The following is an 18097-nucleotide window of genomic DNA, read 5'->3' on the forward strand; positions in this document are numbered from 1 at the left end:
TGCGGGGCTTTTGCGTTGGCGGTGCGGTGCCGGCGCAGCGCTTGCGTGGTGCCCCTGTGGTTCTCGCGGGACGGGTGCACGAAGGGCGCCGCGGTGGGTGTCCCGGCGGCGCCCTGTGGTTTATGTCACCTTCATGCCGCGAAGCGCGCGGCCAGCTCCTTGGCCTTCGCGTGGGCGGACTCGAGCGCCGCCTCGCGCGAGGCCTCGTAGAGCGGGATCAGCTCGGACATGGCCGGATTGCTCGGGGCCATGGTCAGCTCGGGGACGATGAACTCGACCTCCAGGCCGAGCCCGTCGCGCAGGACCGCCTCCAGGAAGTTCTGTACGTGGTCCATGCCCGCGCGCGGGGTGCCCGGCGCGTACGAGCCGCCGCGGCTGGCGACGACCGTGACCGGCGTGCCTTTCACGGGCGAGGCCTCCACGCCCGCGGTACGGCCCATCAGGATCACGTTGTCCAGCCACGCCTTCAGCGTCGACGGAATCGCGAAGTTGTACATGGGGGCGCCGATCAGGACGGCGTCCGCCCGCTCCAGCTCCTCGATGAGCCCTATGCGCGCGGCGAAGGCGGCGCTCTGCTCGGGCGTGTGCGTGGCCGGGTCGGTGAAACCGGCGAGGTGGGCGTCGGCGGTGATGTGGGGCACCGGCTCCGCGGCCAGGTCCCGGTAGATGACCGTGCCCCCGGGGTGCTGCTCCTGCCACGACGTGCGGAACGCGTCCGTAACGGTGCGCGAGGCCGAGGCCGAGCCGGAGAAGACGGACGAATCGAGGTGCAGCAGCGTTGCCATGGGTGTCTCCCGCTGAGATCGGCTGAGATCGGGGTGCAGTTCAGTATGTAACTAGTAATAGCACAGGGACTTACTTTTTCTCACCCCCGTACGAGAGCGCAGTACTCTGGGGGCATGGCGGGCAGTGGGGCAGAGACGAACGGGTCGGCGGCGGACCGGACGGGTGCGGGAGACGGAGTCGCTTCCGGACCCCAGGCGTGCACCGGGGTCGACATCGGCATGACACGTGTCTTCGGGCTGCTGGGGAAGCGCTGGACCGGGTTGATCGTGGCGGTCCTGATGCATGGGCCCGTGCACTTCGCGGACCTGCGCCGGGCCATCCCCGGGATCAGTGAGCGCATGCTGTCCGACCGGCTCACCGAGTTGGGCACCGCCGGGCTCGTCGTGCGCCAGGTCGACGAGGGGCCGCCGCTGCGCGTCTCGTACCGGCTCACCAGGGCGGGGTCGGCGCTGGAGCCTTCGCTGGCGGAGCTCGGGGCGTGGGCCGAGAAATATCTGGGGGCCGAGGGCGGGACGTGTCCGGAGGAGTTCCGGCGGTAGGGGGCGGGGGTTCTGGGGGCGGTGGGAATCTCGGGGTTGCTGGTAGTGGAGTAGCTGGGGGTCGGTTCCGGGGCTGGCGGTTCGGGCCCCGAGTTGTGCACAGGCGGCGGGTTTTCCACAGGCTCTGACGGAGTTTTCCGGTCGGCGGTACGGTCGTGACCGGTCGGCCGGGCTTCTGGAACGGGGCCTGCGTATGCGGGGCGTACGTGGTTCGGATGTGGTCTTGTGCGGGGTCTCGGATGCGGTCTCGTGCGGGGTCTCGGATGGGACCCGTAGGTGGTCGCTGGCGAGGTCTTGTGCGGGGTCTCGTATGGGGTCTTGTGCGGAGTCCCGTGCGGGGTCTCGTATGGGCCGGGGACGGGCCGTGGGTGGTACGCGGACGGGGTCAGGGACGGGGAGGCGAGCGGCATGGGAGAGCCCGGAGTCGGCGAGGCGGTGGCGAGGGCGGTGCGGCAGAGCGGTGCCGAGCCGGCGGAATCGGCATCGGCGGAATCGGCATCGGCGGGACCGGCGGGATTGGCGGGGCCTGCGGGGTCCGGTGCGGCCGGTGCGGCCGGTGCGGCCGGTGCGGATGGGCCTGTAGGGCAGGGTGGCGCCGGGGTGGCTGGGCGGGGGTTGCCGCGGGTGGCCGGGTTCGCGGGGCGGGCCGGGGCCGGGCCGGGTGGTGCGGAGCCGTCGCCCAAGGCCGCGGGCAAGGCGGTACGGCAGCGGGTGCCGAGGGCCTCGCACGCCGAGTTCACGGTGAGCGCGGACCGGCCGGACGCCGTTCGTGCCGTCGAGCTGGGCAACGAGGGCCGGATCGCCGAACTGACCCCGATACGCGTCGGGCGCATGGCCGCGACCCCCTTCGCCTTCCTGCGCGGCTGTGCCGGGCTGATGGCGCACGACCTGGTGCACACACCGCTGACCGGCATCGGCGCCCAGATATGCGGCGACGCCCATGCCGGCAACTTCGGGTTGTACGGCGATGCGCGCGGCGGCCTCGTCATCGACCTGAACGACTTCGACGAGACGGTGCACGGACCCTGGGAATGGGACCTCAAGCGGCTCGCCGCCTCGCTCGTGCTCGCCGGGCGCGAGGCAGGCGCGGACGAGGACGCCTGCCGGGAGGCGGCCCACGACGCGGCGGGCGCCTACCGGCGCACGATGCGGCTGCTGGCCAAACTGCCCGCCCTCGACGCGTGGAACGCGATCGCGGACGAGGAGCTCGTCTCCCACACCGATGCCCAGGACCTGGTCGGCACGCTGGAGCGGGTCTCCGAGAAGGCGCGGCACAACACCAGCGGGCGCTTCGCCGCCAGGTCCACGGAAGCCGTCGAGGACGGCGGACGGCGGTTCGTGGCCGCGCCCCCGGTGCTGCACGGGATACCCGACGCGGAGGCCGAGGCCGTCGCCGCCTCGCTCTCCGCGTATCTGGAGACCCTGTCGCCGGACCGGCTGCCACTGCTCGCGCGGTACGCGATCCACGACGTGGCGTTCCGCGTCGTCGGCACCGGAAGCGTCGGCAGCCGGTCGTATGTGGTGCTGCTGCTCGACCATCGGGGTGAGCCGCTCGTGCTGCAAGTGAAGGAGGCGCGTCCGTCCGCGCTGCTGCCGCATCTGCCGGCCGTCGGCTTCAAGGCGGATGCCGTCGAGCACGAGGGGCGGCGCGTGGTGCTCGGGCAGAAGCGGATTCAGGTGGTCAGCGACATCCTCCTCGGCTGGACGACGGTCGATGAACGGCCCTTCCAGGTGAGGCAGTTCAGGAACCGCAAGGGCAGCGTCGACCCGGCCGAGCTCGCCGCCGACCAGGTCGACGACTACGCGCGGATGACGGGCGCGCTGCTCGCCCGTGCCCACGCGCACAGCGCCGATCCGCGGCGGATCGCCGGGTACTGCGGCAAGAACGAGGAGCTGGACGAGGCCGTGGCGTCCTTTGCGGTGACCTACGCGGACCAGACCGAGGCCGATCACGGGGAGCTGGTGCGGGCCGTACGGGAGGGACGGATCGCGGCGGAGACGGGGGTCTGAGCGGCTGGGGGCCGGCGTGTGAGCCGGGGCCGGTGGGGGCGGGGAGGCCGTACCGCTCACGGTTCGGGGCGGCCGGAAGCGCGTGCCCTAGGCTGGACGGGTGACGACCCCGGAGACCGATGTGGCAGAGCAACCGGAGGAGCAGTCTCGGGAGCGGCCCGAGGCACGCCTCGAGCGGGCGGTGCGCGCTGCCGAGCAGGCGCTGATCGAGTTCGAGATCGCGGTGGAGACGTTCCGGGTCGAGGTGGAGAACTTCTCCCGGCTGCACCACCAGAAGCTCGGGCCGATGTACACGCGCCTCGATGAGCTGGAGGCGTTGATCGCCGAGGCGACAGCGACGCGCACCGGTGATCCGGAGGACCGGCGCAAGGCGGACGAGGCGCGGGCGCGGGTCATGCCGATGCCGGGTGTCGAGGAGCTGTTCCACGGGTGGATGGACGGGGACGGGCTGTTTCCGGAGGCCGCCGCGATGCTGACCGAGCAGTCGGTGCGGCCGCCGCAGCGGGTACGCCCCAGCGACGAGGCCCGCAAGCTCTACCGGGAGCTGGTCCGCAAGTCGCACCCGGATCTGGCGCAGGACGACGAGGAGCGGGGCCGGCGCGACGAGTTCATCGCGCGGGTGAACGCGGCGTACGGGCGCGGTGACGAGGTGCTGCTGCGGGAGCTGGCCGAGGAGTGGGCGGCGGGTCCTGTGCCGCCCGAGCGGCAGCCGACCGAGAGCGAGGAGCTGTACGCGCGCCTCGAGTGGCTGTCGCAGCGCAAGGAACTGTTGGCCGCGGTGGCGCAGGAGCTGGAGGAGAGCGCGATCGGCGCGATGCTCCGGATGGCGCCGGAGGACCCGGACACGCTCCTCGACGAGATCGCCGAGCAGCTGCTCGCGCAGGTCGCCGAGCGCGAGGCCGAACTGGAGCGGCTGAACGCTTCCTGAGGCAGCCGACTGCTTCCTGAGGCGGCCGACTGCTTCCTCAGGCGGCCGACTGCTTCCTCAGGCTGAGGCGGCTGATCGCTTCCCGGCGTGGAGTGGGGGGAGCGGTCGGGTAGCGTCAGGGACATGGTTTTCGGTTCTGGTGTGCCCACGGTCGGTGTCGACGAGCTCAAGGCGGACGACTTCCTCCTCGACGTCCGTGAGGACGACGAGTGGCAGGCGGGTCACGCCGCAGGTGCGCTGCACATCCCGATGAGCGAATTCGTCGCCCGCTACGGCGAGTTGACGGAGGTGGCACCGCAGGACGGCCGGGTCAACGTGGTCTGCCGGGTCGGCGGCCGTTCCGCGCAGGTGACGCAGTATCTGGTGCAGCAGGGCCTCGACGCGGTGAACGTGGCCGGTGGCATGCAGGCGTGGGAAGCGGCCGGGCGGCCCGTCGTGGACGACAACGGGCAGCCGGGCTCCGTACTCTGAGCGGTTTCCTCGCAGGTCAGCCGGGTCAGCCGGGTCAGTCGGAGCGGCCGGGTCAGTCGGGGCGGCCGGGTCAGTCGGGGCGGCCGGGTCAGCCCAAGGGGTGGGCGGCAAGGAGGTCGCCGAGTATCTCCTCGTGGGCGGCGGCCGGGCCGAGTGAGAGCTCCAGGTGTTTGGCCCAGGCGTGGTAGCGGTGCAGGGGATAGTCCGTGTCCGCGCCGAAGCCGCCGTGCAGGTGCTGGGCGGTCTGCACGATGCGCCGTACGCCGTCGGACGCCCAGGTCTTGGCGACCGCCACGTCCCCGGCGAGCGGCAGCGGTCCGGTGGCGTCGCTGCTCAGTCGCCAGGCGGCCTGCCACAGGGTGGCCTCCATCGCGCGCAGGTCGATGTACCGGTCGGCGGCCTGCACGGCGACCGCTTGGAACGTGGCGATCGGATACCCGAACTGTTCGCGCGTGCTCGCGTAGTCGCTGGTCATCTTCAGGACGCCTTCGCCCAGACCCAGCGCGAGCGCGCAGGTGCCGGTGGTGAGCAGGTCGTGCAGCAGGGGCCAGGCCGCGGGGGAGTCGATGATGGCGTGCGGGGGGACGCGCACGCCGTCGAGGTGCAGTTCGGCCAGGCGCTCGCCGTTCGTCGAGATCTGCTCGGCGAAGGTGCGCCCCGGTAGGTCGACGGCCGGGCCCGGCAGCACCGCGAGCACGGTGGCGCCCTCGGTGGTGTGAGCGGGCACGACGATCCGGTCGGCGTTCAGTGCCCAGGGGACCGCTGTCTGGACGCCGTCCAGGACCCAGGCCCCGTCCGCCGTGTCGGGCTCGCGGCGGGCGCTGACCGCGAGATCGGCCGCGTCGTGTCCCGTGCGGCCGGCCGAGGCGACGGTCAGGACGAGTTCGCCGCGCCCCGCGCCGGACAGGAGCGTCCGCCTCAACTCCTCACGGCCGTGGGCCTGTACGGCCGCGATGGCCGCGCTGTGTTCGAGCAGCGGTATCCGGGCCAGGACCTTCGCCGCCTCGCGCAGTACGAGGCAGAGCGCGACGGCGTCCAGGCCCGCGCCGCCGTGCTCCGGTGCGACCAGCAGGCTCAGCAGATCGGCGTCGGCGGCCTTGGCCCACAGGGTGCGGTCGAAGTCGTCGGCCACGGCCCCGGAGGTGAGTGCGGGGCTGGGTACCCCGTCGGGGGCGACCGGTGTGAACACCGCCCTGGCCGCCTCGACGGCCGCCTGCTGCTCCTCGGAGAAGGTGAAGTCCACCGGGCTGTCCTCCCGTTCCCTCTGCGCCTGCGGTCTGTCCCTGCGTTCTCTGTCCCTGCGTTCTCTGTGCCTGCGTTCTCTGCGCCTGTTCACGATCTGACGGGGCGTCAAGATAGAACATGTTCTATGAGAAGGGAACAGAAGCGGAGCGGGGGCGGAGCAGGGGCGGGGTAGGGACGGGGCAGGGACGGGGTAGGGACGGAATAGGCCTGGCCCATGGTCTTGGTGGCCGGGGTTCAGCGGTGGCCGGGGTTCAGCGGTCGAAGTCCACCTCCACCTTCTCCGTGGCCGGATGGGACTGACAGGCCAGTACGTAACCCGCCTCGGTCTCCTCCGGCTCGAGCGCGAAGTTCCGGTCCATCCGTACGGAGCCCGAGACGAGGAAGGCGCGGCAGGTCCCGCAGACGCCGCCCTTGCAGGCGTAGGGCGCGTCCGGCCGGTTCCGCAGCACCGTCTCCAGCAGGGATTCGCCGTCCCCGACCGGCCAGGTGCCCGAGCGGCCGTCGAGCTGCGCGGTCACCGTGCTGTGCACGGGCGCCGGAGCCGTGGCACGGATCGGCTCGGGCCCGTCGTCCACGTGGAAGATCTCCTCGTGGATGCGCTCGCGCCGCACTCCCAGGGCGCGCAGTGCTCGCTCCGTACCCTGCACCAGACCGTACGGACCGCACAGGAACCACCCCGCGACCGTGTCCACCGGCAGCAGCGCGGGCAGCAGCGTCGCCAGCCGCTCCTGGTCGAGCCGGCCCGAGGCGAGGCCGGCCTGCTGCTCCTCCCGGGAGAGGACGGTGACGAGCTGGAACCGGTCGGGATAGCGGTCCTTGAGGTCGGCCACCTCCTCCAGGAACATCGTCGAGGCGGCCGTGCGGTCGCTGCGTATCAGGCAGAACCGGGCTCCGGGTGCGCGCTCCAGCAGCGTCGTGGCGATGGACAGGACCGGGGTGATGCCGCTGCCACCGACCACCGCGGCGTAATGGCCGGGCGCCGGGTCGAGGGTGAAGCGCCCGGCGGGGGTCATCGCCTCCAGCTCGTCGCCGACGGCGATCTCTTTGTGCGCGTACGTCGAGAAAGCGCCACCGTCGACCAGGCGGACTCCGACCCGCAGGGTCCGCGGTGCCTCATCGGCCGGGACCGCGGAGCAGATCGAGTACGTACGGCGGATCTCCTCGCCGTCCGTGGTGCGGCGCAGGGCGAGGTGCTGACCCGGCGCGTGGCGATAGGCCTCACGCAGCTCCGGGGGCACGGTGAACGTGAGGGCTACGGCGTCGTCGGTGAGCCGGTCGACGGCGGTGACGCGGAGCCGGTGGAAGCGGGCCCTTCCCCCTCCTTCAGCCATCACAACTCCTTGAAGTGGTCGAAGGGCTCACGGCAGGACAGGCAGCGGCGCAGGGCTTTGCAGGCGGTGGAGGAGAACCGGCTGAGCAGTTCGGTGTCGGTCGAGCCGCAGTGCGGGCAGGTGAGCGGAGCCGCGTCCGCCGCCGGGCCGGGCAGGTGCCGGGTCGGTCCGAGGGCCAGGGCGACGGGGCCGGCGGCCGGGCGCGTGGTGCGGGGCGGCGCTATGCCGAACTCCCGCAGCTTGCGGCGGCCTTCGGGCGTGATGTCGTCCGTGGACCAGGCGGGTGCCAGCACGGTGCGGACGGTGACCTCGGGGATGCCGTGCTCGTGCAGGACGCGCTCTATGTCGCTCGCCATCGCCTCGATCGCGGGGCACCCCGTGTACGTGGGGCTCAGCTCGACCTCGACGCGGCCGGGGCCTTGTGTGTGCACGGCGCGCAGGACGCCCAGCTCCTCCAGGCTCAGCACGGGCAGCTCGGGGTCGGGCACGGAGCCGGCCAGTCTGCGCAACTCCGCTTCGAGGGGCGTCTCCCGGTCGCGGGCGAGGGTCACCATGACGCCCCCGGGTGGCTGCGGTGCAGGTGCTGCATCTCGGCGAGCATGCGGCCGAACGGCTCGGTGTGCAGGCCCTGGCGTCCGGCCCCGGCGCGCCAGGCCCCGGTCTGGGGGCCGTCGGGGACGGTCAGGGTGGCCTGGCGCAGGACGTCGGTCACGGCTGCCGTCCAACGGGTCCGCATCCCGGCCTCGTCGACGTCGAGGCCGGGGAGGGGCTGGAACATCTCGCCGGTGAAGCGCCACAGCGCGTCGACCGCACGCTGCATACGGGTGTGGCTCTCTTCGGTGCCGTCACCTAGGCGCAGGGTCCACTGCCGGGCGTGGTCCTGGTGGTAGGCGACCTCCTTGACGGCTTTCGCGGCGAGCGGGGCGAACTCGCTGTCGCCGTCGGCCAGCAGGCCGTACAGGAGCTGCTGGTAGGTGGAGAAGTAGAGCTGGCGGGCGATGGTGTGGGCGAAGTCCCCGTTCGGCTGCTCGACCAGCTGGAGGTTGCGGAAGGCGCGCTCCTCGCGCAGATACGCCAGCTCGTCCTCGTCGCCGACCATGGACAGGAGGAGGCGGGCCTGGCCGAGCAGGTCGAGTGCGATGTTCGCCAGGGCGACCTCCTCCTCCAGGACCGGGGCGTGTCCCGCCCACTCGCCGAGGCGGTGCGAGAGGACCAGGGCGTCGTCACCGAGGGCGAGCGCCGCGGAGCCGGCGGTGCCGAGGGTGTCGGGAGTGCCGAGGGCGTCAGGGGTGCCGAGGGTGTCGGGGGTGTCGGGGGTGCCCGTGGGGCTGAGTGCTTCGTGAGCGGCGGTCACAGGTGCTTCACCCCGTCGGGGATCTCGTAGAACGTCGGGTGGCGGTACGGCTTGTCGGCGGCCGGCTCGAAGAACGGGTCCTTCTCGTCCGGGGACGAGGCGGTGATCGCGGTGGACGGCACGACCCACAGGGAGACGCCCTCGCCGCGGCGGGTGTAGAGATCCCGCGCGTTGCGCAGCGCCAGCTCCGCGTCCGGGGCGTGCAGGCTGCCGGCGTGCGTGTGGGACAGGCCGCGCCGGGAGCGCACGAAGACCTCCCACAGGGGCCAGCCCTGGCTGCCTCCGTGCGCCTTCGGGGTCGGGGTGTCGCTCATGCGGCCCTGCCTTCTGGAGTCGCTGCCGTGGCCTGATCGGCCTGATCGGCCTGATCGGCCTGCTCGGCCTGATCGGCCTGCTCGGCCTGATCGGCCTGCTCGGCCTGATCGGCCTGCTCGGCCTGCTCGGCCTGATCGGCCTGATCGGCCTGCTCGGCCTGCTCGGCCTGCATGGCCTGCTCGGCCTGCATGGCCTGCTCGGCCTGCATGGCCTGCTCGGCCTGCAGGGCCTGCTTGGCCGCGTGTGCCGCGGCGGCCTCGCGCACCCAGGCGCCCTCGTCGTGGGCGCGCCTGCGCTGGGTGATGCGCTGTTCGTTGCACGGCCCGTTGCCCCGCAGGACCTCGCGGAACTCCGTCCAGTCGATGGGCCCGAAGTCGTGCTCCCCGCGCTCCTCGTTCCACTTCAGCTCCGGGTCGGGGAGCGTCAGACCGAGGGACTCGGCCTGGGGGACGCAGATGTCGACGAAGCGTTGGCGCAGTTCGTCGTTCGAGTGGCGCTTGATCTTCCACTCCATGGATTGCGCGGAGTGCGCCGACTCGTCGTCGGGCGGGCCGAACATCATGAGGGACGGCCACCACCAGCGGTCCACGGCGTCCTGCGCCATCGCGTGCTGGGCCTCGGTGCCGCGACTGAGCGCGAGCAGAAGCTCGTACCCCTGCCGCTGGTGGAAGGACTCCTCCTTGCAGACGCGGACCATCGCGCGGGCGTACGGGCCGTAGGAGCAGCGGCACAGCGGCACCTGGTTCGTGATCGCCGCGCCGTCCACCAGCCAGCCGATCGCGCCCACGTCGGCCCAGGTCAGCGTCGGATAGTTGAAGATCGAGGAGTACTTCTGGCGGCCGCTGTGCAGCTTGTCGAGGAGCTCGTCGCGGCTCGTGCCGAGGGTCTCGGCCGCGCTGTAGAGATACAGCCCGTGCCCCGCCTCGTCCTGCACCTTCGCCATCAGGATCGCCTTGCGGCGCAGGGAGGGCGCGCGCGTGATCCAGTTGGCCTCCGGCTGCATGCCGATGATCTCGGAGTGGGCGTGCTGGGCGATCTGACGGACCAGCGTCGCGCGATAGGCGTCCGGCATCCAGTCGCGGGGCTCGATCCGCTCGTCCGCCGCCACGGCGGCGTCGAACGCGGTCTGGAACGCGGCGGTGCGGTCCGCGTCCGTCCCGGCTGTCTGCTGGTGCGGTGCTGCTGTCGCCATTCCCGGTCCCCCTCGACCTTGGCTGCCCGAATCCCGGCCGGACGCTGGTCCGCTCCCGACCGATCGTTCGGTTCGTCGGATTCAATGGTGGGACGTGGCGCCGTAGGGTGTCAACCCTGAGCCGCCGAGCCTGTGGATAACCTCGGGCAGCTGTGCCGAGCGGCCGCTCCCCAGTACCGTGCCCGTGCGCCGCACCCGTGGCGCGGATCGGCGCGGAATCGGTTCGCCGCCGGGTGGCCGGGCGGGACGGGCCAGGGGAACTACGGGACCGGGGAAACGGGGAACACCGATGGAGACGGAAGCAGGCGCCGCGGACGAGGCCGCCCGGTGCAGGCCACAGGAGGCGACTCCCGCACCACCGGACCCGTCCGGCACAGCGCCGACCGATGCGGCTGGGGCGTCGGACGGAAGCGACGCGGCCGAGGCGTCGGACGGAAGCGACGCGGCCGAGGCGCACGACGGAAGCGCACCGGCCGAGCGCCGGGGCATCACGGCGCTCTCCCCCGGCTACCGGATGATCGCGGCGCTGGCCCTCGCGGGTGTCGCCGTCGTCGCCGGTGTCCACATCCTCATGGTGTTCCTGCACGTAGCGCCGTCGAACACGCTGTCCAAGCGGCACAGTGCCCAGGTCGAGGCATGGATCTATCCCGAGTTCGAGCAGAACTGGAAGCTGTTCGCCCCGAACCCGCTCCAGCAGAACGTCGCGGTCCAGGCGCGGGCCGAGGTCCGCGTGCCCGGCGGCGAACTGCGCACCACGCGCTGGTACGACCTGTCCGGCCAGGACGGCGCCGCCATCGACGGGAACCTGCTGCCCAGCCACACCCAGCAGAACGAACTGCGCCGCGCCTGGGACATCTACGTGTCCACGCACGACACCCAGAACCGGCCGAACGGCTTGCGCGGGACGCTCTCCGAGCAGTACCTGCGACGCGTCCTCGTTCTGCGCCTCGACCGGCTCGACGTGGCCGGTGCCGGGGACATCGTCGAGCGCGTCCAGGTCCGTTCGCGGTCGACCGTGGTCGAGCCTCCGAAGTGGAGTGACGAGAAGGTGAACCAGAAGCCGTTCTACCGGCAGGTGCCCTGGTGGACGGTGACGTCGCGGGACGCGTCGCTCGACAGCGGCACGCATCTGCGGGTCGAGGCCGCGACGGGCGGTGCCCGATGAGCCGTATCGACGAGCAGTCGGAGCGCCTGGAGAAGAAGGTGCGCGCCGGCCTCCAGCGGATCACCGCGTCCCCGCTGGGCCGCTATCAGAGCGCCGTGATCCGCATCGGGTTCTCGCTGACCTGGCTGTTGTTCCTGCTGCGCGAGTTCCCGCACCGGCAGGAGTTGTACGGGCCGAACGGGCCGTGGAGCTGGGATCTGGCGCAGCAGCTCATCGCGGACAACCACGCCTTCACCGCGTTGATGTGGTCCGACAGCCAGGCATGGTTCGAATGCGTCTACATAGTGGCCGTGCTGGCTTCCGTCCTGCTGATGCTGGGCTGGCACACCCGCGCCATGTCGGTGCTGTTCATGATCGGCGTGCTGTCCCTGCAGAACCGCAGCATCTTCGTCGGGGACGGCGGCGACAACGTCATCCACCTCATGTCGATCTACCTGGTCTTCACCCGCTGCGGTCAGGTGTGGTCCCTGGACGCACGACGCGCGGCACGCGCGCGTGCCGCGCAAAAGACTCTCGGAGGACCGGCGGCCGAGGACCGTGGCGGGATGGTCCTGTGGTGGGTCGTGGGCCTCGCGCTCGCGGCGGTCACGTTCACGGGCGACGTGAGCGGCGGCTGGCTGCTGCTCTTCTGGGTGCTGTGGGCCGCTCAGGGAGTGTGGTGGTACGTCAACCGCCGTGCCGCGTCCGGCGATCCGCGTCTGCTGTGCGACGTCGTCGCCAACCTCGTGCACAACGCGGCCCTGCTGGTGATCATGGTCGAGGCGTGTCTGATCTACGCGACCGCGGGCTGGTACAAGATCCAGGGCAGCCGCTGGCAGGACGGCACCGCGGTCTACTACCCGCTGCACCTGGACTACTTCTCGCCCTGGCCCGCCCTCGCCGACCTGCTGAGCGCGTACGGGCCGATGGTGCTGCTGGTGACGTACGGGACGGTCGCCGTTCAGGTCGCCTTCCCGTTCACGGTCTTCAACCGCCGCATGAAGAACGTCCTGCTGGTGTTCATGATGCTGGAGCACGCGGTCATCGCCGTGGTGCTCGGGCTGCCCTTCTTCTCGCTCGCGATGATCGCAGCCGACGCGGTGTTCCTGCCGACTTCCTTCCTGCGACGGCTCGGCAGGTGGGCGGCACGCGCGCGTAGCCGCGCTTTTCCCGGCAAGCAGAGTACGGAGGTGCCCGGCCCGCGGCCGGCGCAGGAGGTCGAACCGATGGCGGCGAGGACGCCCACGGCACGCACGTAGGCTTTCTGCCATGAGCGGGACGAGCACGGACAGGTCCATGGACGACCGGGCGGACGGCGGGTCGGACGGCGGGCCCGAGGGCGCCGTGCGGGCCTGGCGGCGCCAGGCCGACGCGGCGGTGCTGCTGGACGGCTTCCACGCGCTCAAGCACGCCGTACGGTTCGGCGCCGACGTACCCGTCGCGCTCGCTGTGGACCGCGCGGCCGTGCTCGCCCTGGCCGCCGATCTCGCCCCCGACGTCGTCGCGGACCTGGACAAGCTTCTCGTGGAGGTCGAGCAGGACGTCCTACGGGCTCTCGTGCCGCGGCTGCATCCCACCGGGGTCGCCGCCCTCGCCGGGCGTCCCGCCCGCGCCGACCATCTCGCCGCTCTGAGGCGCGAGGGGCGTACTACACCTGTCGTCGTCCTCGACAACCCGCGCAACCTCGGGAACGCGGGCGCCGTCATCCGCCTGGCCGCCGGGTACGGCGCCGCGGGCGTCGTCACGACCGGCAGCCTCGACCCCTGGCACCCCACCGTCGTACGGGGCGGGGCCGGGCTGCACTTCGCGACCGCCGTGGAGCGGCTGGGGGCCGACGAGCTGCCTCGTGGCCCGCTGTACGCGCTCGGCCCCGAGGGCGCGGACATCCGCGGCCTGAAGCTGCCCGACGACGCCCTGCTCGCCTTCGGGTCCGAGCGCAACGGCCTCTCAGCTGAACTGCGCGCACGAGCCGACCAGTTGGTGTCCCTGCCGATGCGGCCCCAGGTCTCCAGCTACAACCTGGCCACCAGCGTCGGCATGACGCTCTTCCACTGGAGCGCGCACAGCACGAACGCGCCGTAGGCAGAGGCTCAGACGGCCTCCCGGCGCACCTCCACCACCCGGAAGCGGTTCGCCACGAACGCGGCGTCGCACAGGGCCGCGTTCGCCGCGGGGTTGCCACCCGAGCCGTGGAAGTCGGAGAACGCCGCCGTCTGGTTCACGTACACGCCGCCTGTCAGGTTGAGCGAGAGCTGCGCGCACTCCTCCAGACAGACCTCCTCGACGGCCTCGGTCACCTCTTGGGAGGTGGTGTACGCGCCGACGGTCATCGCGCCCTTCTCGCGCACCGTGCGCCGCAGCAGCTCCACCGCGTCCTGCGTGGAGTCGACGGCCACGGCGAAGGAGACGGGTCCGAAGCACTCGCTCATGTAGGCGGCCTCCGCGTCGGCCGCCTCCCAGAACTTCCGTGCGCCGTCCAGCTTCACGATCACCGGGGTGCGCACGACGGCGTCCGGGAACTCCGGGTGGGTGACCTGCCTCGACGGCAGCGCGACCTCACCGAGCCCGGGGGCCGCCTCCAGGCGGGACTTCACGTCCGGGTTGACCAGCGCGCCCAGCAGCCCGTTCGCCCGGGCGTCGTCTCCGAGCAGGCCGTCGACCGACCGGGCGAGGTCCGCGACGACCTCGTCGTAGGACTTGGCGCCCTGGTCGGTGGCGATGCCCTCGCGCGGCACCAGCAGATTCTGCGGGGTCGTGCACATCTGGCCGCTGTACAGGGACAGCGAGAAGGCCAGATTGGCCAGCATGCCCTTGTAGTTGTCCGTCCCGTCGATCACGACCGTGTTGACGCCGGCCTTCTCCGTGTACACCTGCGCCTGGCGGGCGTGCGTCTCGAGCCAGTCACCGAAGGCGGTCGACCCCGTGTAGTCGATGATCTTGACTTCCGGGCGTACGGCCAGCGTCTTGGCGATGCCCTCACCGTCCCGCTCGGCCGCGAGCGCCACCAGTTCCGGGGCGAAGCCCGCCTCGGCCAGGACGTCGCGGGCCACCCGCACGGTGAGTGCGAGGGGCAGCACCGCGCGCGGGTGCGGCTTCACCAGAACCGGGTTACCCGTCGCCAAGGAGGCGAACAGGCCCGGATACCCGTTCCACGTAGGGAACGTGTTGCAGCCGATCAGCAGCGCGATGCCGCGCCCGACCGGGGTGAACTCCTTGTCCAGGACCAAGGGGTCGCGCTTGCCCTGAGGCTTGGACCACTGCGCCGCCCGAGGCGTGCGGACCTGCTCCGCGTACGCGTACGCCACCGCTTCGAGGCCGCGGTCCTGCGCGTGCGGGCCGCCCGCCTGGAAGGCCATCATGAAGGCCTGGCCGCTGGTGTGCATGACGGCGTGCGCGAACTCGTGCGTGCGCGCGCTGATCCGGGCCAGGATCTCCAGGCACACCGCCGCGCGCACCTCGGCGCCCGCCTCGCGCCATGCGCGCATGCCCGCGCGCATGGACGGCAGCAAGGCGTCGATGTCGGCGTGCGGATAGGTGATCCCCAGCTCGATCCCGTACGGCGAGACCTCGCCGCCGACGAAGCCGTCCGTGCCGGCCTGGCCGAGGTCCAGGCGGGTGCCGAGCAGTGCGTCGAAGGCGGCCTTGCCCTCGGCGGCGCTCAGGCTCCGCTCCTCCCCGTAGGCCTTGGGGTGCTCGGGGTGCGGGGACCAGTACGCGCGCGTGCGGATCGCTTCCAGCGCCTGGTCGAGCGTCGGCCGGTGCTTGGCGATCAGATCGTGCGCGGTGCGTTCGGCGGCGGCCATGGCGGACCAACTCCTCCTGGGCGGCGGCTCCTCGTCGAGCCGGCGAGCTGGGCGGGACTGGACGGGACTGGACAGGGCTGGGCAGGGAATAACCGTGGGAGTTAGAGTAACCGAACGATCGGTCGGGACAAGAGGGTGCGTGGAACCTGTGGAAAACCGACCCGATGGGCCCCGGCGGCCTGAAACGCGGCTGCATGCGGAAGGATCGCGCGCATGACAGCACATGACCGCCTTGTCGGCGTGGTCGGCACCGGCACCATGGGCCAGGGCATCGCCCAGGTCGCTCTGGTCGCGGGGCACCCCGTCCGGCTGTACGACGCCGTGCACGGGCGGGCACGGACCGCCGCCGAGTCGATCGCCTCCCGCCTCGACCGGCTGGTGGAGAAGGGGCGCATGAGCGCCGAGGAGTGCGCGGCCGCCCGCGCCCGCCTCGCGCCCGCGCAGACGCTCGACGAGCTGGCGGACGCAGCCCTCGTCATCGAGGCGGTCCTGGAGCAACTGGACGTCAAACAACAGTTGCTGCGCGACCTGGAGGACATCGTCGCGGACGACTGTCTGCTCGCCACGAACACGTCGTCCCTGTCCGTGACGGCCATCGGCGGAGCGCTGCGGGTGCCCGGCCGCTTCGTGGGTCTGCACTTCTTCAACCCGGCGCCGCTGCTGCCCCTGGTGGAGGTCGTCTCCGGCTCCGCCACCGACGTCACCGCGGCCACGCGCGCGTACGAGACCGCCCGCGCCTGGGGCAAGACCCCGGTGGCCTGCGCCGACATGCCCGGCTTCCTGGTCAACCGGATCGCTCGCCCCTTCTACGCGGAAGCGTTCGCCGTCTACGAGGACCAGGGCGCCGACCCCGCCACGATCGACGCCGTACTGCGCGAGAGCGGCGGCTTCAAGATGGGTGCCTTCGAACTGACCGACCTCATCGGCCAGGACGTCAACGAGGCAGTGACGCGCTCCGTGTGGGAAGGCTTCTTCCAGGATGTGAAGTTCCGCCCCTCGCTGGCCCAGCGCCGCCTGGTCGAGGCGGGACATCTCGGCCGTAAGGCGGGCCAGGGCTGGTACGCGTACGGGGACGGCGAGGAGCGTCCCGAACCGCACACGGCGGCGCCCGGCGAAAGGCCCGCTTATGTAGTCGCGGAAGGCGACCTCGGCCCCGCGCGCGAGTTGCTCGCTCTCATCCGGGAGGCGGGCATCGAGGTGCGCGAGGAGGACGAGGACAACGGCACCCGCCTGGTGCTGCCCAGCGGTGGCCAGCTGGCCATGGCGGACGGGCAGACGTCCATCGAGTACCGGGACGTCGTCTACTTCGACCTCGCGCTCGACTACCGCGCTGCCACCCGCATCGCGCTCGCCGCCGCCCAGGACGCGAACCAGCGCACCATGAGGGAGGCCGTCGGGCTCTTCCAGGCTCTCGGCAAGGACGTCAGCGTCATCGGGGACGTGCCCGGCATGATCGTCGCCCGCACCGTGGCGCGCATCATCGACCTGGCTCATGACGCCGTCGCCAAGGGCGTGGCCACCGAGGAGGACGTCGACACCGCGATGCGGCTCGGGGTCAACTACCCGCTGGGTCCCTTCGAATGGAGCCGCAAGCTCGGCAAGAACTGGGCGTACGACCTCCTCGACGATCTGCATCTGCGCGACCCCTCGGGCCGCTACGTGCCGTCCCTGGCGCTCTACCGCCATTCGTACGCCCCCGAGAAGCGGGAGGGCTCCGCATGACCACCGCACGACGCGACACCGGCGCACGACGCGACACCGGCCCACGACGCGACACCTACACGCCCGACACCCTGCTCGCGGTCGCGGTCAGGGTCTTCAACGAGCGCGGCTACGACGGCACGTCCATGGAGCACCTCTCCAAGGCCGCCGGCATCTCCAAGTCCTCGATCTACCACCACGTGACGGGAAAGGAGGAGCTGTTGCGCCGCGCCGTCAGCCGCGCGCTCGACGGCCTCTTCGGCATCCTCGGCGAGGAACCCGCGCGCGTGGGACGCGCGGTGGAGCGCCTGGAGTACGTCACGCGGCGCATGGTCGAGGTGCTGACCGGCGAACTGCCCTATGTGACTCTGCTGTTGCGCGTGCGCGGCAACACCGACACCGAACGCTGGGCCATGGAGCGGCGCAGAGAGTTCGACCACCAGGTCGCCGAGCTCCTCAGGGCGGCCGCCGCCGACGGGGACGTACGCGGTGACATACCGGTGCGCCTCGCCACCCGGCTCGTCTTCGGAATGATCAACTCCGTGGCGGAGTGGTACCGGCCCGACGGGGGCGGTCTGCGGGACCGTGAAGTGGCCGACGCGGTCGTGAAGCTGGTGTTCGGAGGGTTGCGCAAGGAGGGCTGACGCGCCCCCGAAGACGGCGCGCCCCCGAAGACGGCGCGCAGCAAGAGACGAGCGCGTCCTACGGGCCGTCCGGCCCCAGGTCCTCCTCCTCGAAGACCAGCAGCGTCCGGGTGCCGAGCACCTCGGGGATGGCCTGGAGTTTGGTGAGGACCAGCTCGCGCAGCGCGCGGTTGTCCTGGGTGTGCACCAGGATCAGGACGTCGAAAGCGCCGCTGACCAGCGCGATGTGCGCGGCCTCCGGCATCCGGCGCAACTGGTCGCGGACCGTGCGCCAGGAGTTCTGGACGATCTTGAGCGTGATGTACGCGGACGCGCCCTGGCCGGCTCTCTCGTGGTCGACGCGGGCCCCGAAACCGCGGATCACGCCGTCGTCGATGAGGCGGTTGATGCGGGAGTAGGCGTTCGCCCGGGACACATGGACGCGCTCGGCGACGGAGCGTATCGACGCCCGGCCGTCCTTCCGCAGCATCTGCAGGATGTCCCGGTCGATGGCGTCCAGCGGCCGGACCGAGGGGTCGTACCCGCCGGGGTCCCGGCCTCCGGAGCCGTCGGCCATTTGTTCAGATGCCATCTGCCCCCACCTCCCTACCATGGACGTACTGCGTTCATCACAGGCTGTGGAGAACCGTTTGTC

General features: G+C 71.6%; 18 protein-coding genes. 9 read left to right on the top strand and 9 right to left on the bottom strand.

The features are described 5' to 3' along the window. Positions 1-131 precede the first annotated feature (131 nt). A complete protein-coding gene (locus ABD366_RS20365; protein WP_324774572.1) occupies positions 132-785 on the bottom strand; it encodes an FMN-dependent NADH-azoreductase in 654 nt (217 codons plus the stop codon). Positions 786-1004: 219 nt separating this feature from the next. Here ABD366_RS20365 and ABD366_RS20370 point away from each other — a divergent pair, with 219 nt between their 5' ends. From ABD366_RS20370 to ABD366_RS20385, 4 genes are all read left to right on the top strand, one after another. After that, positions 1005-1325, top strand: coding sequence for a winged helix-turn-helix transcriptional regulator (locus ABD366_RS20370; RefSeq protein WP_324774845.1), 321 nt, complete (start codon positions 1005-1007; stop codon positions 1323-1325). Between the two features lie 600 nt (positions 1326-1925). Beyond that, positions 1926-3335 (top strand): DUF2252 domain-containing protein, encoded by a 1410-nt coding sequence (locus tag ABD366_RS20375; protein ID WP_411293862.1) that lies wholly within the window; start codon positions 1926-1928, stop codon positions 3333-3335. 100 nt (positions 3336-3435) lie between these two features. Further along, the gene (locus ABD366_RS20380; protein ID WP_324774568.1) at positions 3436-4263 is read left to right on the top strand and encodes a J domain-containing protein; all 828 of its coding nucleotides are present in this window, start codon (positions 3436-3438) and stop codon (positions 4261-4263) included. Positions 4264-4386: 123 nt separating this feature from the next. Then, on the top strand, positions 4387-4734 hold the full coding sequence (locus ABD366_RS20385; protein WP_324774566.1) for a rhodanese-like domain-containing protein: 348 nt from the start codon (positions 4387-4389) through the stop codon (positions 4732-4734). A gap of 88 nt (positions 4735-4822) precedes the next feature. Here the strand turns inward: ABD366_RS20385 and ABD366_RS20390 are convergent, their stop codons facing one another. The 6 genes from ABD366_RS20390 to paaA all read right to left on the bottom strand — a co-directional run bounded on the left by ABD366_RS20390 (position 4823) and on the right by paaA (position 10171). Continuing rightward, entirely contained in the window at positions 4823-5977 is a 1155-nt protein-coding gene (locus ABD366_RS20390) for an acyl-CoA dehydrogenase family protein (RefSeq protein ID WP_324774564.1), read from the bottom strand. Positions 5978-6230: 253 nt separating this feature from the next. Then, on the bottom strand, positions 6231-7310 hold the full coding sequence (paaE, locus tag ABD366_RS20395) for a 1,2-phenylacetyl-CoA epoxidase subunit PaaE (protein ID WP_324774562.1): 1080 nt from the start codon (positions 7308-7310) through the stop codon (positions 6231-6233). Continuing rightward, complete coding sequence (gene paaD / locus ABD366_RS20400; protein ID WP_324774560.1) at positions 7310-7864, bottom strand: 1,2-phenylacetyl-CoA epoxidase subunit PaaD; 555 nt, start codon at positions 7862-7864, stop codon at positions 7310-7312. Before paaD ends, paaE begins: the two co-directional genes overlap by 1 nt. Next, positions 7858-8664 (bottom strand): 1,2-phenylacetyl-CoA epoxidase subunit PaaC, encoded by an 807-nt coding sequence (paaC, locus tag ABD366_RS20405; protein ID WP_411293861.1) that lies wholly within the window; start codon positions 8662-8664, stop codon positions 7858-7860. Before paaC ends, paaD begins: the two co-directional genes overlap by 7 nt. Next, the gene (gene paaB, locus ABD366_RS20410) at positions 8661-8978 is read right to left on the bottom strand and encodes a 1,2-phenylacetyl-CoA epoxidase subunit PaaB (protein ID WP_324774558.1); all 318 of its coding nucleotides are present in this window, start codon (positions 8976-8978) and stop codon (positions 8661-8663) included. Before paaB ends, paaC begins: the two co-directional genes overlap by 4 nt. After that, positions 8975-10171 (bottom strand): 1,2-phenylacetyl-CoA epoxidase subunit PaaA, encoded by a 1197-nt coding sequence (paaA, locus tag ABD366_RS20415; RefSeq protein WP_324774556.1) that lies wholly within the window; start codon positions 10169-10171, stop codon positions 8975-8977. Before paaA ends, paaB begins: the two co-directional genes overlap by 4 nt. Positions 10172-10460: 289 nt before the next feature. On the opposite strand from paaA, the gene ABD366_RS20420 reads away from it, so the two are divergent. Genes ABD366_RS20420 through ABD366_RS20430 form a run of 3 tightly spaced genes read left to right on the top strand, consistent with a single transcriptional unit; the run spans position 10461 to position 13397 of the window. Further along, positions 10461-11336, top strand: a complete 876-nt coding sequence (locus ABD366_RS20420; protein ID WP_324774554.1) for a DUF5819 family protein — start codon at positions 10461-10463, stop codon at positions 11334-11336. Beyond that, a complete protein-coding gene (locus ABD366_RS20425) occupies positions 11333-12574 on the top strand; it encodes an HTTM domain-containing protein (RefSeq protein ID WP_324774552.1) in 1242 nt (413 codons plus the stop codon). The genes ABD366_RS20420 and ABD366_RS20425 overlap by 4 nt, the downstream gene beginning before the upstream one ends. 37 nt (positions 12575-12611) lie before the next feature. Then, a complete protein-coding gene (locus ABD366_RS20430) occupies positions 12612-13397 on the top strand; it encodes a TrmH family RNA methyltransferase (RefSeq protein ID WP_324774841.1) in 786 nt (261 codons plus the stop codon). Between the two features lie 8 nt (positions 13398-13405). Here the strand turns inward: ABD366_RS20430 and paaN are convergent, their stop codons facing one another. Next, a complete protein-coding gene (paaN, locus tag ABD366_RS20435; protein ID WP_324774550.1) occupies positions 13406-15118 on the bottom strand; it encodes a phenylacetic acid degradation protein PaaN in 1713 nt (570 codons plus the stop codon). Positions 15119-15331: 213 nt separating this feature from the next. Between paaN and ABD366_RS20440 the strand changes: the two genes are divergently transcribed. Both ABD366_RS20440 and ABD366_RS20445 read left to right on the top strand, forming a co-directional pair. Then, positions 15332-16840: a 3-hydroxyacyl-CoA dehydrogenase gene (locus ABD366_RS20440; RefSeq protein ID WP_324774548.1), complete on the top strand. Its 1509-nt coding sequence runs from the start codon at positions 15332-15334 to the stop codon at positions 16838-16840. Beyond that, positions 16837-17463 carry a TetR/AcrR family transcriptional regulator gene (locus tag ABD366_RS20445; protein WP_324774546.1) on the top strand — a complete coding sequence of 209 codons (627 nt, stop codon included), beginning with the start codon at positions 16837-16839 and terminating at the stop codon, positions 17461-17463. The genes ABD366_RS20440 and ABD366_RS20445 overlap by 4 nt, the downstream gene beginning before the upstream one ends. Before the next feature lie 58 nt (positions 17464-17521). Here the strand turns inward: ABD366_RS20445 and ABD366_RS20450 are convergent, their stop codons facing one another. Beyond that, positions 17522-18034, bottom strand: a complete 513-nt coding sequence (locus ABD366_RS20450) for an Lrp/AsnC family transcriptional regulator (RefSeq protein ID WP_324774544.1) — start codon at positions 18032-18034, stop codon at positions 17522-17524. Between the last annotated feature and the right edge of the window lie 63 nt (positions 18035-18097).

This window comes from Streptomyces kunmingensis, from assembly GCF_039533535.1.
Classification (GTDB): domain Bacteria; phylum Actinomycetota; class Actinomycetes; order Streptomycetales; family Streptomycetaceae; genus Streptomyces; species Streptomyces kunmingensis.